Source organism: Flavobacteriales bacterium (assembly GCA_025210295.1).
Classification (GTDB): domain Bacteria; phylum Bacteroidota; class Bacteroidia; order Flavobacteriales_D; family Parvicellaceae; genus S010-51.
This window is the reverse complement of record JAOASC010000033.1, coordinates 171,070-187,919: the sequence shown is the minus strand read 5'-3', so window position 1 is coordinate 187,919 and position 16,850 is coordinate 171,070. Positions and strand designations below refer to the sequence as shown.

Sequence of the window (16,850 nt, the reverse complement as noted above, 5' to 3'; positions counted from 1 at the left end):
CATTAAAAGCCGATTTTAATCCCATTTAAAATCGGCTTTTTTTATCTTTGCAATCTAAACTAAACACACACACAATGCATAAAAAAGACCTTCACCCTGAAAGCCTAATGATGTCCTATGGTTATAAGCCAGAACTATCACAGGGCGCTATTAAAACTCCTATTTTTCAAACCTCTACTTTTGTTTTTCAAACAGCTGAAGAAGGTAAAGCATTCTTTGAAGTTGCTTATGGACTAAGAGAGAAACAAGCGCAAGAAGAAATGGGGCTAATTTATAGTCGACTAAACAACCCTGATTTAGAAATCTTGGAAAACAGGTTAACACTATGGGATAAAGCAGAAGACTGCGCTGTTTTCGAAAGTGGAATGGCAGCCATCTCAACCGTATTATTAGAATGCCTTAAACCTGGAGACCTCCTTTTATACAGTTCTCCTGTATATGGAGGAACAAGTTTTTTCATTAAAAACATCTTAACACAGTATGGTATTCACACATTGAACTTTCAAACTAACCATACTGAAGCAGAAATTACCCAATTGATCAAAGATTCTGGGCACGCTGATAAACTAGCTCTTATTTACATTGAAACACCAGCTAACCCAACCAATGCATTAATCGATATTGAAATGTGTAAAAGAATCGGCGATTCTTTTTCCACACCAGAGAAAAAAGCGCTTCTTGCTGTTGATAACACCTACATGGGGCCACTATGGTCTCACCCAATTGAACATGGAGCCGATTTTGTATTGTATTCTGCAACAAAATATATTGGTGGGCACAGCGATGTTATTGCTGGAGCCTGTTTAGGTTCTAAAGAATTAATGACCCGCATAAAAGGAATGCGAACATTTTTAGGAAACATGACCGGGCCATGGACTGGTTGGTTATTGATGAGAAGCTTAGAAACACTAAAAGTTCGAATGGAAGCTCAAGCAAAGAATGCTAAAAAGGTGGCTGAATTCTTAAAACAACATGAACAAGTAGAAAAAGTATATTACCTCGGTTTTATCAAAGAGTCTGACACTAGAAACTATGCCATTTATAAAAAGCAATATAAAAGTGCAGGCGCAATGATTTCGTTTAATATTAAAGGGGGCGAAAAAGAGGCTTTTAAATTTTTAAATGCATTAAAGCTAATCAAACTTGCTGTGAGTCTGGGAAGCACAGAAAGCTTAGCTGAACACCCTGCAACTATGACCCATATAGATGTTTCTGAAGAGGATAAAAAAGCTAACTTTATTTCAGAAAAACTGGTTAGACTTTCAATAGGAGTAGAGAATTATAATGACATTATCTGGGATATAGAGCAAGCCCTTAGTCAAGTGTAAGCATTAAGACCTTGTTAAAACAACATAATCTTGAACAATAGTCTTTAAGAACTTAATTTTATTTTTAGGCTCTTGTTCAAGATTTAACTTTTGAGATGATTTTTTACTTAACGTCAATAAAACTTCATTGTGTGCTTTGTTTTTAAACTTATTTTGGCGTTCAAGCGAATTTTTGATTAACAAAACATCTTCATCTGTAAATTGAACAACATTAGGATAAGTTACCTTATGATTCTCTATACTTTTTAAGGACAAAATATTTCTAATGGAGTAGGAATTAGATGATTTTAATTGAATCACTAATGTATTAGAGACAATCCCTCCTAAACGCTGTTTTTTCTCATTAACCAACATAGAAAGTATTGCTATACTACCTGCAGAGATAACAACTTCTAACAATCGAAAACTCCACCTTAGGAACAAATCTCCAATTGAAGGAGTAGCGCCATTCACATTGATCACTCTTAATCCCAACACCATTTTTCCAACTGTTTGCCCAGCAAAAAACGTTTCCATAAAAAAGGAATAGAAAAACATTGGAATCAAAAGCAGTACAAAAAATAATACCGCTAGACTATCAGCTCCATCGAAAAAATTAAGACTACCTATTGTAAATGCAGACATTAAAAATAGTGCAAAAAGCCAATAAAAAAACAAGATCAAAGCATCCAATAGAAAAGCTAAAATTCGATAGAACACTGGTGCAATTTCATATTGAATTACAACATTATGAGCTGTTATGACTTCTATATTCTTCATCTCTTAAAAAAATCGACAACTTAAAATCGCTGTATCATCCAAATACTTTAAATCCCCTTTAAAACGATCTAACTCCAAAAAGATCAACTTATTTAACTCATTAATTTTTAAATGGTTATTTTCCGAAACGATCTGTTTTAAACGTTCAGTTTCAAATTGTTCTCCTTCAGCATTTTCCAACTCTACCAAGCCATCTGTAAAACAAACCAACATACTGTTTGGCTCAATTTCGACAACTCCAACATCTATATGAGGAATTTCATCAAACATTCCTAAACCAATACACCCTTTACCCAGATCTTCTGTTTGCCCTCCATTAAACAATATTGGATGATTATGCCCAGCATTAACGTATTTTAATGTCCGTGTTGTACAGTTATAATAAGCAAAGAAGAATGTAATAAACTTTTCTCCTTGAGCAGCATCATTCACGTTTTTGTTTAACTCAACAATCAAATCTTCCATTGACAACTGATGGTGATTATACTTGACATTCGCTCTTAAATTAGCCTGAAAATTACTCATCAAGAGCGCAGCAGGTATTCCCTTTCCACTTACATCTGCAATACAGAAAACAAACTCCTCATTGTTTAGCTTTATAAAATCGTAATAATCCCCACCTATTAACTGTAAACTTTCATACAATGCCCCCACCTCAATTCTATTATTAGAAGGCAGATTAGAGGGCAACAACATGGCTTGCATTTGAGCAGCAACCTCTAACTCTTTATTGGTTAATTCTTGCGCTATACTTTTATTTGCAAACCTCTTGTTCTCTATCGCCACCATAATAATATTGGTTAACGTTTGAATAAAAGGCATATTACTTGCCATAGCACTCATCATAATATCCTCTTCTTCTAAGTCTCCTATCAACAAAAAAGCTAATGGAAAATTCTTATGTAAAACCGGAATCGCTATATCAAAAGAATTTAAAGCAGGATTTGATGAAGATTCAATAACTGTTATCTCTTTGATGTGTAATAAATCTCTCTCTACATCTATTTTTTTTGCTAAGCCTTTTGCTCCATATCTTAGCAGGGTATTCCATTCATCAGTATTATTGTTATACAACGCCAATTTAGTTATCCCTAATTGCTCCCTAAGAATGTATTCGTAGATTTTAATGAGCTTATCTATCGAAAAATTTTCGTTAATTGCAGTAGTAATTTCTAACAAGGAATTCAGTTTAAATTCCTTTAGTTCCAATCGTTGTCTTAATGATTTTAACTTTTGTTCAGGCATTCCTTATAGAGTAGGTTAGGTAACAAATATAAGTATTTGAAAACACAAAGGTCTTAAACTTTAGGAAACTTTATTAGTAAATATCAAAACTCCGTCTTACTTTTGCTTCAGCTCAATGAATGAAGAAATTGAAAATATTGATTTGAAGGCACTACTACAAAATGAGTACATTTTGTATTTGCTTAGAAACGGAAAACCTCCTGTAACAGTTTTCGCTTTTTGTGAACAGCTAGAAATTAGTGAAACTGATTTTTATGCTGTATTCAATTCTTTCAAAGTACTAGAAAGCAGTATTTGGGAGCATTTCTTTAACGAAACGCTCCATGCCTTAAACCAAGATGCAGAGTTCCCCTCGTATTCTTCCCACGAAAAAGTACTATCATTTCTTTACACAATTATCGAGGTCTTTAAACAAAATAGAAGCTTTATCGTTTTAAAAGTTGGAGAACTTAGCCGTAAAGAATTTCGCCCAAAGAGCTTAACGACCTTTAGAACTTTATACAACAACTGGACTAAAGAAATTGTAAGCAAAGGACTCGAAACTGAGGAAATCGCGACTCGACCAATTATTACAGAAAAATACGATGAAGTTTTTTGGGGGCAGTTTTTATACATTTTAAGAGTTTGGATCAACGATGAAAGTAATGACTTTCAAACGACCGATGCTGCCATTGAAAAAACAAGTGCTTTGATTTTTGAACTATTAAAAAAAGGACCAATAGATTTATTAATCGACTTTCTGAAATTTGCTTACCAAAACAAGGCCTACTAAATTGTTCTTAATTCTTGTTAATTTAACAAATTCTAAACTGAATTAGAATCTTTTATTTTGTAACTTTATAGGGAGTTCCCTAAATATTTTTCAGCATGAAAGAGCAAAATAAAATCCCAACAAGCAAAGTCAAACGAGCAGCTAAACTAATTTCTACTGGAGCAAAACTAGGAGGAAATTATGTAAAATACTACGCCAAATCTGCTGTTGGAGACAAAGAAGAAGCCAAAGAACAACTAGACAAAGACAATGCTGAAGACATCTACAATTCACTAAGTGAACTCAAAGGAAGCGCTTTAAAAGTTGCTCAAATCATGAGTATGGACAAGAATACGCTCCCTAAAGCGATGATCGACAAATTCTCATTAGCCCAGTATAGCGCTCCTCCTTTATCTTATCCTCTTGTTGTGAAAACATTTAGACAGCTCTTTGCTAAAACTCCTACCGAATTATTTGATTCTTTTTCTAAAAATGCAGTTAATGCTGCTTCGATTGGACAGGTTCACTTAGCCGAGAAAGATGGAAAAAAGCTTGCCGTTAAAGTTCAATATCCTGGCGTTGCAGAAAGTGTTCACTCCGACCTTACTATGGTTAAACCAATCGCAATGAAAATGCTTGGCTTAAAGGAAAAGGAAGTCAAAAGATACTTTGAAGAAGTTGAAAGTAAATTATTGGAGGAAACAGATTATGAACTAGAACTAAAGCAATCGATAGAAATAAGTGAAGCCAGCAGTAATTTACAAGGCATTAGGTTTCCGAAGTATTACCCCGAGCTTTCTGCAAAAAGAGTCCTAACAATGGACTGGCTCGATGGAATGCACTTGGATCAGTTTTTAAAAACCAACCCTTCTCAAGAAGTAAGAAATAAAGCTGGGCAGCATTTATGGGACATGTACGATTTTCATGTTAACAATCTTAAAGCAATCCACGCAGATCCTCACCCTGGAAACTTTCTATTTGATGAACAAGGCAACATTGGAGTATTAGATTTTGGTTGTGTAAAACACATCCCTGAAGAGTTTTACCAAAACTATTTCCAGTTAATCAACCCAGAGTACTTTAACAATGATGAAAAGCTAAGAAAACTTTTCTATTACCTTGAATTCTTATACGAAGACGATACAGCTCAAGCCAAAACTTTCTTCTTTAATATTTTCAAAGAATCTCTTCATTTGCTAATCTACCCTTTTACTGTAGAGTCTTTTGACTTCTCAGATGAAGATTACTTCAACAAAATATATGCGAAAGGAGAAGAACTATCGAAGAGTAAAGATGTAAGGAAAAATGGTGCTGCAAGAGGTTCTAGACATATCCTATATATCAACAGAGCATATTTTGGCCTCTTTTCAATTTTACATGAGTTAAAAGCTACGGTAAACACAAAAACCTCTTTTCAGTTTTAAACTACAACTTCACTAAACGCAACACTTTTGAATAGTATTTCGTAACCACATTTACGTTATAAACGCCTTTTTTCAGCATCGACACCTCTAATGTTGTTTTACTTTCTTGTGTTCCTTGATGAAGTACCACTTCCCCTAGCGCATCATATATCGAAATCTCGGCAAATCTTAAATCTTGATCATCAATCAAAACAACAAACTCTCCTGCTGTAGGATTAGGAAAACCTCTTACTTCTACGTGCTGATGATCACAGGAGATATATTCTACAGATGAGTATTCATACTCTCCATCAAAATCCGTCTGCTTTAAACGGAAATATCCTCCTTTATCTATTGTTGTAACTAGAAAATCATAGGACAAAAACTCATTACTATTTCCAGCACCTTCTATTTGTGCCACACCAATCCATTTCCCGCTGTATTCATCATAGCGTTCTATGGTGTAATAATCATTATTAATTTCTGATGCAGTAGTCCAATTAAAATGAATACCGTCATCAACACATTCGCCTGAAAACCCAACCAATTCTATTGGTAATGGACAGGCTGGACTAACGTTAACAACGTCACTCAAAACACAACCATTACCGTCGTCCAAAGTAATAGTGTAATCTGTACTTGTTGCAGGTGAAGCCAAAGGGTTTAATACAGTGGTACTAGACAACCCTGCTGGGGGAGACCAAGAAACAACAGACCCATTTTTTTGAGAAAAACGAATTCCCTCATTAGAAGAAGACCAGCTCGCAGCATTTCGACCAGCAACAGTAAATGCTGTTGTTCCATCTAAATTTTCTATTCCCATAGTATGATCACCTCCATCTGTAGGCATTGTCGTGGTATGAACCTCAATAGAACTATTACTTTCGTACAGTAACAACTGAACAGTCATATTATTTCCATTGGGATAATGATCGACGTTAAAATAGTCAACAATTAAAATTCGATTGGGAGCTGTTCCTATCGTTTCATATCGAAGCAGGTTTTCAGCTGGCTGTCCTCCATTTCCTGGATCTGGATCTTCCCAAGCAAAAGCAATTAAATTATTAGGCGCTGAGGCATTGGGGATATTTTGACCAGAGCAACAGCCATTAGGCTGTCCGGAGCTAAATGAAATAAAACCATTGGAAGACAAATAAAACTGAGTATAATCGTTACAAAAATAATTAAACGTAAACCCTATTGGTAAAGCACCCGACATTGCATCATCCGATAAAGAGACTGTTGTAGCAGAACCTGAAACTGTCTGTGGGGCAAAAGCAACAGTCGTAATATCATAATCATCACAAGTTGTTGGAAAAGTAGTATTCGGATACAAAGTTATCGTTCCACCTCCTGTACACTGATCATTCCCTGCATCAATAGATAACACATTAATATTTCTAGATGCTGTCTCCGTTCCACAAGAACTATTTACAACAGCATAATAAGTAGTTGGCACACTTGGAGAAACAACAATCGAACTTCCAGAGCCAATACTCGTTCCTAATGGACTTTGCCAATCATAGGTAATTCCTGTACAAGCTATTGGAACAAAACGGATTCCCTCATTAGCCGCTGACCAATTCGAACGATTTCTTCCAGCCACAGTATAAGCTACAGTTCCATCCGCATTTTCAATTCCCATTGTATGTCGACCGCCATCACTAGGCATTGTAGTAGTATGAATTTCTATGGCATTGGTTGTCTCGTATAAGAGCAATTGAACTGTTACATTGTTATTATTAGGATAATGATCGACATTAAAAAAGTCGACAATTAAAATTCGATTAGGAGCTGTCCCTATCGTTTCATAACGAATAAGGTTTTCAGTTGGCTGACCTCCATTACCAGGATCTAAATCTTCCCAAGCAAAAGCAATTAAATTGTTGGGGTTCGAGCCATTTGGTAAATTCTGCCCAGAGCAACAACCATTAGAACCACTATTATTAAATGTAATAAAGCCATTAGAAGAAATTCTAAATTGTGTATAATCATTACAAAAGAAGTTAAATGTAAAACCTATTGGCAACAAGCCCGAAACTACATCATCCGATAAAGAAACTGTTGTTGCAGAACCTGAAACAGCCTGTGGAGCAAAAGTTATTGTTGAATTTGAATATACAGAACAGTTCGTAGGAGCTGTAGCACTAAGTGTAACTGGACTTCCATCACAAGATGCTTCTGGCGAAGAAGAAACAATTACTTGTCCAAAAAAGCTGTTGATACTAACAACTAATAAAAAAACTACTATAAGACCTAGATACTTCATAAAAAGGGGTTTTGCTGGGGTAGCCTTTCCATGAAAGAGACTAAGTTATAATTTTTTATGAAAAAACAATGATTTTTCTCACTTTTTTATGCTTTTTTCTATAGCAATATCATTTTTTTATGATTTTTTGACCAAAATTCCCAGATTGAGTCATCAACACCATGTAATAACTTCCTTTTGACAAGTGCTTTAAAGCATCATTTAACATCACAAGGTTAGCCCCTTTATTGACTTCAATCATTTTTTCTACAACAAGCTCTCCAATAACATTATAAACCTCAAGCTTGATCTTTTCTGGTTGCTCAGCAATAAACTCAAGAGTTAGATCAACATTAAAGGGATTAGGATAATACCTAAGTCCTTGAGCAGGTGCTAATAAATCATTGACTCCTACATTATTTACTACTTCCACATCAAACGTAGCTGTATCACTACCACAAACTCCATTATCGACAATAAGGGTAACCGTATAGGTTCCAGCAGTTGAATAAATCGTCCATGGTGACTCATCGTTAGATGTCGCACCATTACCAAAGTCCCAATGGTAGTTATTAGCACTACTTGAATTATTAACAAAATAAGCCGTTGCGTTTGGTAAATATATAGGATTACTCAATGGTGCAAAAGCTGCAGTTGGAGCTGATGAAACAACAATATTAACATTTTGAGTGGTTATATCTGTTCCGCCAGGACCAATTGCCACCAAAGATACCGTATAGGTTCCCGAGTTAGGAAAAACAACACTAGGATTTTCTAATGAACTACTAGCTGGACTCCCCTGACCAAAAGACCAAGAAAATGTTGTCGCATTTAAAGAATTATTAATAAACTGAACCGAATCGCCTGGGCAAATTACCGTTGTTGAATGACTAAAATCTGCATAAGGAGCTCCTCCAGACCCCTGTAAAGTTTGCCCATCAGAACTAATCAAAGCTGTTTCTAAAGTAGCATTATTAACTGCTTTAACAGATACATAATAAGTTGTTCCATTAACTAAAGTAAGCCCTGTATGCGTCATCGAAACATTTGTTCCATTACTTGTCCAATTCACAACATCAGTTCCTCCACTAGCAGTTCCTACAGCATATAAATACTCTAACAACCCTGACTCTCCATCTGAAGAAGCTGTCCAATTAGCCTGAATTTGATTAGGAGTATTAAATGTATTGATATCTGCATTTGGCCCATCGTTTATGGTAACAGAATTGGGAGCTGTCCAATCAACATTTTCTAACTGTACAGCAGTAGTTGACCAATTCTCATTTCCATCTAAAACAATAGACTCTATTCTTCCAGAAGGTGTTGACGGGTTAGGGTTTTGATATCGAATATCGTCGGTAGGGCTACCAACAGTAATGGAAGCATTACTTCCTCTGCTTTTAAACACCTTAATATCGTCGAAATAACCAACAGCTTCTCCTGTTCTTAAGGCTACAGAATTTCCTGATTGCAATGGAGAGGAATCGGTATACGACAAAGTTAAAACACCATCTAAATAGGCTTTAATAACACCTGTAGTTGGATTGTAATAAACTTTAAAATTATACCATGAGCCAGCATTAAAACTAACATTTGTTTCTGTGATAAAACCTAAAGTATTGTTGGTCGCTTTATGTAAACGGCACTTTCCCTGATCTGGATACCAATAAACCAAATAAGAGTTATTTCGATTGGTTTGGGAGGCATCATCACAAAAGAAATGCATTCCAAAACGTCTATTTGTTCCTGTCCCCTCTATTTTTCCTTTCCATTCATATAAATACTCATACTGGTTGGCTTGACTAATAGGTAAACTAACATTCGTATTACTGGAAGTTTCATTTGTCTGTTTCAATTCGTTTGAGACCACATTCCATGTTCCTACATGAGTCGTCCAATCAGTATGTAAGCTTGCTAAGTCAAATTTTTCATAAAGGAATCCCTTTAAAGGGTTGGCTCTCCACTCAGCTCCATCAAAATCTGCAACAAGGTAAAAGCTATCAGTTACCCCTACATTATCTTGATCTGTAAAACTGGTATTAAAATCCGCTGTTTTCCATTGGTTATTGGAACTAATCGTTGTAGTAGGTACAGTACTTCCATTTGCACAAGTATAGGTACCGTTAAACCCTGTACTTGTATTTCCTCCGTCTGATGTAAACCTAAAAGTTAGTGCTCCTAACGAAGAGGTAAAACTTGCTGGAATTGATGTACCAGTAAAGGGACTTCCTGCTATTTGCGGAGAGCTCGTATTAGGCCCATCGTATACATACAGAAAATCAAAGTTGTTTTCTAAACTAAAAGATGAAAAATTAACGGTAATACTTCCAGCATTTGGAGGCGCAATTGTCCAAGTATAATCTTCATCATTGTAATAATCTCTTGTTGGCCCTCCAAAATCATGTAGTTCTCCAGGGCAAGGTTGTTCAGCGCAATCCGTAAGATAATCTTCTATTGCTGACCAAAAAGTAGTATAGCCATCATCATAGCCTAGCGCCCATATTCCCATTCCCGCAATACCTGTATTATTGATCAACTCTAATCTTTTTCTCATTCCAGTGTCTTTAGTGATAAAACATTGTTTTGTACCTCCACTATTAAACACATAAATATCTGTATAACTATCGTTGTCATATTGATGGTTTCCTACCGAATAATTGCCACTTGAATTCGTCATCAAATCCTTATACAAAACAGGAGTCCCTGACCCTACAGTACTTGCAGGAACATTAGTACTAGTTGTACTCCATTGCCTACCATAATACGGCAATCCTAATACCAATTTATTCTTTGGGCATCCTTTATCTAAATAGTAAGTCACCGATTTTGATAGTGTATAATTGTAATTGGAACCAAAGTGAAACAAAGGATCATTCGGTCCAGTCGTATTACTACCACTCCAATAGTAATCATATCCCATAATGATATAATGATCTACTGCTGCATTCATAATAGAAAAATCAAATACATCATTCCAATCGACAGCATATAAAACAGTACTCACATGAGAATTAGGAACAGCGGCATGCATCTGATTCGCTAGATCAACCATAAAGTTGGCAAAATTTGTTTTCTGATTAGATGGTAGTCCTTCAAAATCAATATTAACACCATGAGCTCCTCTGTTTTGTATCAAATTAATTAAATTAGTGATTAATGTTTGCTTTGAGCTTGAACTATTTAAAAAGGTATTATGATCATTAAACAAGGTGACACATAAGGTAACTTTTGTATTTCCACTATTGATTGCTGCAGTAACAGCTGAAGATGTAGCAAATCCATGAGTAGAATTAGCATTACCAGAAGATGCATTAACCTCATAAGAGAAAAAAGAAAAATGACTCAATAAATCCCAATCATAATTTTGATAAGAATTCCCCATCCAATATGGATGCCACCCATAAACTATTTTATTCAGATTACAACTCGACTTTGCTCTAGCAATTGGCGCAGCTGCAACAGTGTTATTTTCATACCAATCGCAAGTTTTACCCACAGAAGAATAATAACTAGATTGTTGTTGGTGAATACTTTGAGAAAATAAAAAAACGGGAAGTAGCAATGCAAAAATCAGACTAAACTTGGTCATTTCAAACTATTTTAAAAAGCCAATTTACAATTTTTTAACAACTAAAAAAATAGACTAATCAAAAGATTCCATCTTCCTTAACTTATCTAATCTATATGAAACTAAATAATAAATCGATACAACTCCGCTTCCTAACATTTGCTCTAGCATTTGCCAAGAAAGATCTAGTACAATGTGTTCTATTCCTCCTCCATTAAACGAAATACCTAAGACAAAAACAATTAGGTAAATTAAAAAACCCATAAAAACGCCAATACTAAGGTGTTTAAAGAAACGATTTTGTTCTGGATTATATACTGCAATCACAAATGACAGGGCAAAAGCTATAGATAAATACACCAAACTAAGCAACCCAATAAAAATATTTTGGTCATATTGTAAAAAACTTAAGTCATTTAAAACAACCCCATGCCAAATATAAAATAGCAACAACATAAAGGAAGCCCCAATAATAGCTCCAGTAATTAACCTTATTATGTTACTTTTTTTCATTGTGAATCACAAAAATTCTATTTCAAATTTAAATGATTTAACTACATTTGATTTCTAGTTATGAACTTTTTAACAAAAATATTTTCTTTCATTATTTTAATACAGTTTTTTTCTTGTAAAAAGGAAAGAAGCCCCCTTAGTTGGAACACCGATATTGTTGCTCCAGTTTTTTATGGAGACTTAAGCATTACAGATTTATTAGCAGATTCTGTTATTCAGAGTAACCCTGACCAATCTATCCAACTTAACTTTTCAACTAATATTTACCAACTCAACTTTGATTCACTAGTAAAATTACCAGACACTACTATAGAAAACGCATATACAATCCCTTTCTCTGCAGGAATTAATTGTGCTCCAGGTCAAACTTTTGTTTCTGAACCCGAAAACATTTCCCTGAACATCAATGATGTTGAATTAACTCAGGTAAAAATTAAAGGAGGAACTTTACACTATACAATTAGTAGTAATATTTCTGGTGATGTTATTTATGATTATAGCATAGCAAATGCAACAAACAGTTTTGGAGAAAGCTTTATCAAAACTGTAACTGTTCCTGCTGCAAACAACAGTTCTTCTCTATTAACCGGGAGTTTCAGTTTGGCAGGGTACACCATCGACTTAACTGGCACTAACCAAAATACATATAACACATTAAGTACATTGATACAAATAAAGTTATCTGAAAACCACAATGGTAATTTAACGATAACCAACCAAGATTCTGTATTAATTACCAACACGATTTCAAACCTCCAAATAGAATATGCAGAAGGCTACTTTGGCAATCAACTTACAACAATTGCTAACAACAAAAATGAATTGCAACAAATGCAAAACATCATAGGTGGCTCTGTAGATTTAGCCCAGGTTGATATCGACTTAGAAATCATTAATGGCATTGGTGCTGATGCAAAGTTTTCTATTGGTAACTTAAATTCTATGAGCTCAACCGCAAACATTCCGCTTTCTCATGCCATCATTGGAAGCGAAAACCACTTAAATAGAGCTCAAAAGAACGGAAACGACATTACGCCTTTTGTTTTTTCTACCAATTTAAACTCCAACAACTCTAACATAGAGCAATGGATTGAAAACTTACCTGATTCTATTTTATATAGTTTAGATTTAGAACTCAACCCACTAGGCAATATTTCTGGACATCATGATTTTATTAGATATGACGCCCCTTTTGAAATCAACATGGGGATAGATATGCCTTTGTCTTTTATTGCCAATGAATTAATATTAGTAGACACTATTACAATCAACACAGCGCATCTTGAACAAGTCATAAAAGGGAAACTTTTGTTTGAAATAGAGAACGGATTTCCACTTGAGGCTACATTGTCGCTAAAAAACAACGCCAATAACATAGAGCTATTTTCTAACAATATAATCGAATCGGGTATTGTCAACAACTCGGGTATCGTTGAACAATCAACCACCTCTAACTGTGAAGTCATCTTAAATGAAGCTGCAATTGAATTGCTAAAACAAGATCATCAGCTTATTCTTCATCTTACTTTTGATAGTCCCGATGGTTATAGCCCACTTAACATTTATGACTTTTACCGAATAAAATTTAAGTCCATTGCTGACTTTACATACCAGAACAAAATCCAATAAATGAAATTATTATACAGCATCCTTTTATTCTCTATTTATTGTTCCGCAGTTGGGCAACAATTAGGAAATAGTGTCGCAAGGACTATAAAATTAGATAGTAATAGTGTGTTCTTGAGTTTAGAGTCAGAAGGGTATTACAGTTCTTCTATTTTTAACAACGGTACCATAAATAAATTTATATATGGTGGTTTTATTGGTGACAGTGAAAAAAAGCAAAGCTTAGAAAAAGCAAAAAGACTCAATCATCTTGGGGGAGAGTTTAATACAACTCTTCAGTATGCTAACGCTAACAGTCACCTCATCAAAGATTGGGGATTTTATACCTCCCTATCCTACAACTATAACTTAGGAACGCAATTTACTCAAGACCTCTATCAACTTTTATTTTTTGGAAACAAAGAGTTAATGGGCGACACTTCTGTTTTATCTCCATCAGCCTACTACCTTAGAGATATGAATTCTTTTTCTTTTGGTTTAAATAAGAAAAATCAACTAAAAATTGGATTAACATTATCTTCTTTTAATAATAATTCTGGTGCTGAAATTACAAAAGGATTATTTTTTACAGACTCAACAGGAGGTGAACTCTCCATTGATATTGAGGGAAACTACTTTGCTGTAGACACGAATAAAAACATTCATCTTTTTTCAAACAATGCCATTGGTATTGGAGTTGATTTAGAAACTGTTTTTCAACTAAAAGAAGGTCTAAACACTCCTAAAATTATTGTTGGAGTTAAAAATGTTGGTTTTTTAATTCAACAAAACACCTATCAAATTTCCTCGAAAGAAACATACACCTATGATGGAATAGCGGTTAACAACCTATCCAATATCAGTACAGATCTACTAGCACCCGATGCGATAGAAGATTCTTTAGGGGTACAAACCGAAATTTCTAACACGACTTCAATCCTTCCTTTCGAGATCTATTTTTACCAGCTTCCTACCTATCAAAAACGTATAGAGCTTATTTATGGGTTCAGATATAAAATTCAAAGCGCCTACAAAGCTTTCTTATATGCAGGAGGAAACTTCAAAATTAATAACAACATCAACACATCAACCTATATTAGCCATGGAGGGTATGGAAATTTTCAATGGGGAATTGCTACACAATTTGCTTTAAACAATACGAGAATAGGAGTAACTTCTAACAATGTGCTCGGCTTTTTCTCTAATAGCGCTTATGGAAAATCTCTTGGTCTATCAATAGCATATCAATTATGAAAAAACACATAATACTCGTATTAACAATATTCTCTTTTTTCTTCAGTATTGGTCAAACATCTATTGTTGACTATACGATAATAGGAAACGAAAGTAACGAATCTGCTACCGCTATTGACACTTTAGATGGATACTTATACCTAGCTGGCCATACTAATGAATGTGAATCGAATGATGGTTTTGTGATCAAATACAAAGGGGATTCTTTATATCAGCGTGTTCTGATTGGCGGTGAAGCTATTGAAATTATTGAAGCGGTATCCACCAATAACAATGGTCAGCTCTTTACTGGAGGTTATACTGACCAAAATAATGACTATGATGTACTCTTAACTAAAATGGATACACAACTCAACATCATTACCGAGAAAACATTAGCTATAGCTAACTGGAATTTTTGTTATGACATCACTACGGCTGGAAATAATGTCTTGGGAGTTGGAAAAACACACAATGGCGAGAATTATGATGCTTTTATATTTAAAACAGATCATAACTTAGATACGATTTGGACTACAACACTAAACGCTCCCAACAACCAACAATTGAACAAATTAATCTCCTATAACGATTCTATTTTTATCGCAACAGGATATAGTGAAGTTGATGGGTTGGGGAAAGAAATATTATTACTCAGCTTAAACATTAACTCAGGAGACACCTTGTGGTCTAAGAAAATAGGAGGTGTAAATGACGATTTTTGTAACAGTATTATCAAAACACAAGATGGAGGTATTGTAGGTTTTGGAACAACATCTAGTTATGTTTCTACAAGTGAAGACTATATGCTTTTCAAAGTAGATAGTGCTGGTAATTTCGTTTGGTCAGAACTACACCAAGTACAAACTAGCATTGGTACATATAACGATCGTGGAATCGATTTGGTTGAACTTCAAAATGGAGATCTAATTGTGGCTTCCTATACAGAATCCTATGGTGGTCCTGGTGTGAAATCAACAATGATTATGTTTACCAATTCACTCGGTCACTGGCTCAATGGCTATATATATGATGGAGGACATGACGATATACCTACAGCAATGGTTAAAGAAAATGATACCACCATCTATATAGCAGGTATAGCAAATTCTCAAACCCATGGGTATGCCGATGCTTACTTAATGAGAATTCGTTCTGTTAATGTTCATAACCCTCAAAACACGACATTAAAAGCTGTTCCTAGAAAATGCTATACAGCTGTAACCGAAAAAGAACAAGAAACGAGTTTAATGGTATATCCTAATCCCGTAAAAGGAGAGTTTTCGATCGTTTTCCCTGAGGCCCCAAACGGCAATATTGAAATGTATAGTTTAATTGGAAAAGAAGTATACTCTTCCAATTATTCAGCTCAACAACCAATCTCCCTTCCACAACACATTAAAAACGGGCAGTACCTCTTAAAAATAAAAGCAGGAAACAACGTTATTGTAAAAAAAATAGTTGTATTAAGATAATTACACCTTAGCCTTAGCTATAAAATAATATTCTTTATTGGTCTCGAAAAGGTTGATAAATTGCTCAATTGTTAAGTTCGTTTTATTCGCTACAAACCCTCTTAAACTATAGATACAATAATCATTTTCATTCAAGAACTCCCACATTTCTTCAGGTGTTGTACCATAATAATCTGAAGCTCCTATCCCATGTTCAAAAATAACAACAGGACTCCACTTCTTTAAAATATTTACAGCACCCTTAAGGACTCCCATTTCTCCACCTTCGACATCAATTTTTATTAAGTTAATTCGCTCAGCTAATCTCAATTGATTATCCATCGTATCCAACTTCACTTCAATTTCTTCGATTGTTTCTTTTTTGGGATAAGCGCGTTTTTTTATTCCGCTATATGCTGGGTTAGATTTTACAAAATTAAATGTTGACACCCCTCTTTTATCGCCTAATGCAATGTTCTTTATTTCGGCAATATCACCATGAGAATCAATAAGCTCTTTATACAATTCTGGAATAGGTTCAAAAGCATAATGAGCTCCTTTAGGTGCCAGTCTTAAAGCCTCTTCTAATAGCTCTCCCTTATGACAACCTACATCTACAAATGAAGAGTTTTCTTCCAAAACAATTTCCATTATTTTAAGCGTAAGCGCATCATATTTTTGATTACGCGTTACATTTATAGGTAACTTTTTTAGAATATTTTTTAACGTCTCTTTCATTTCTC

At 34.7% G+C, this 16,850-nt stretch carries 12 protein-coding genes; 6 read left to right on the top strand and 6 right to left on the bottom strand.

What is annotated here, in order from left to right; all coding sequences use genetic code 11:
- Positions 1-47: 47 nt before the first annotated feature.
- Positions 48-1,328 carry a cystathionine gamma-synthase family protein gene (locus N4A35_10915; GenBank protein MCT4581920.1) on the top strand — a complete coding sequence of 427 codons (1,281 nt, stop codon included), beginning with the start codon at positions 48-50 and terminating at the stop codon, positions 1,326-1,328.
- Positions 1,329-1,331: 3 nt separating this feature from the next.
- On the opposite strand, the gene N4A35_10910 is transcribed toward N4A35_10915, so the two are convergent.
- Entirely contained in the window at positions 1,332-2,087 is a 756-nt protein-coding gene (locus N4A35_10910; protein ID MCT4581919.1) for an RDD family protein, read from the bottom strand.
- A 3-nt stretch (positions 2,088-2,090) separates the two neighbouring features.
- Entirely contained in the window at positions 2,091-3,332 is a 1,242-nt protein-coding gene (locus N4A35_10905; GenBank protein ID MCT4581918.1) for a PP2C family protein-serine/threonine phosphatase, read from the bottom strand.
- 115 nt (positions 3,333-3,447) lie between these two features.
- Here N4A35_10905 and N4A35_10900 point away from each other — a divergent pair, with 115 nt between their 5' ends.
- Both N4A35_10900 and N4A35_10895 read left to right on the top strand, forming a co-directional pair.
- Positions 3,448-4,104 (top strand): TetR family transcriptional regulator C-terminal domain-containing protein, encoded by a 657-nt coding sequence (locus N4A35_10900; protein ID MCT4581917.1) that lies wholly within the window; start codon positions 3,448-3,450, stop codon positions 4,102-4,104.
- 95 nt (positions 4,105-4,199) lie between these two features.
- Complete coding sequence (locus tag N4A35_10895; GenBank protein ID MCT4581916.1) at positions 4,200-5,507, top strand: AarF/ABC1/UbiB kinase family protein; 1,308 nt, start codon at positions 4,200-4,202, stop codon at positions 5,505-5,507.
- A 1-nt stretch (position 5,508) separates the two neighbouring features.
- Here N4A35_10895 and N4A35_10890 read toward each other — a convergent pair whose 3' ends face one another.
- From N4A35_10890 to N4A35_10880, 3 genes are all read right to left on the bottom strand, one after another.
- On the bottom strand, positions 5,509-7,755 hold the full coding sequence (locus N4A35_10890) for a T9SS type A sorting domain-containing protein (GenBank protein ID MCT4581915.1): 2,247 nt from the start codon (positions 7,753-7,755) through the stop codon (positions 5,509-5,511).
- 109 nt (positions 7,756-7,864) lie between these two features.
- A complete protein-coding gene (locus tag N4A35_10885; protein MCT4581914.1) occupies positions 7,865-11,323 on the bottom strand; it encodes a glycosyl hydrolase family 18 protein in 3,459 nt (1,152 codons plus the stop codon).
- A gap of 54 nt (positions 11,324-11,377) precedes the next feature.
- Positions 11,378-11,815: a hypothetical protein gene (locus N4A35_10880; GenBank protein MCT4581913.1), complete on the bottom strand. Its 438-nt coding sequence runs from the start codon at positions 11,813-11,815 to the stop codon at positions 11,378-11,380.
- A 60-nt stretch (positions 11,816-11,875) separates the two neighbouring features.
- On the opposite strand from N4A35_10880, the gene N4A35_10875 reads away from it, so the two are divergent.
- The 3 genes from N4A35_10875 to N4A35_10865 are packed head-to-tail and all read left to right on the top strand — an operon-like array spanning position 11,876 to position 16,128.
- A complete protein-coding gene (locus N4A35_10875) occupies positions 11,876-13,444 on the top strand; it encodes a hypothetical protein (protein MCT4581912.1) in 1,569 nt (522 codons plus the stop codon).
- Positions 13,445-14,674 carry a hypothetical protein gene (locus tag N4A35_10870; GenBank protein MCT4581911.1) on the top strand — a complete coding sequence of 410 codons (1,230 nt, stop codon included), beginning with the start codon at positions 13,445-13,447 and terminating at the stop codon, positions 14,672-14,674.
- Entirely contained in the window at positions 14,671-16,128 is a 1,458-nt protein-coding gene (locus N4A35_10865) for a T9SS type A sorting domain-containing protein (protein ID MCT4581910.1), read from the top strand. The genes N4A35_10870 and N4A35_10865 overlap by 4 nt, the downstream gene beginning before the upstream one ends.
- Here the strand turns inward: N4A35_10865 and N4A35_10860 are convergent, their stop codons facing one another.
- Positions 16,129-16,845: an FkbM family methyltransferase gene (locus tag N4A35_10860; protein MCT4581909.1), complete on the bottom strand. Its 717-nt coding sequence runs from the start codon at positions 16,843-16,845 to the stop codon at positions 16,129-16,131.
- Between the last annotated feature and the right edge of the window lie 5 nt (positions 16,846-16,850).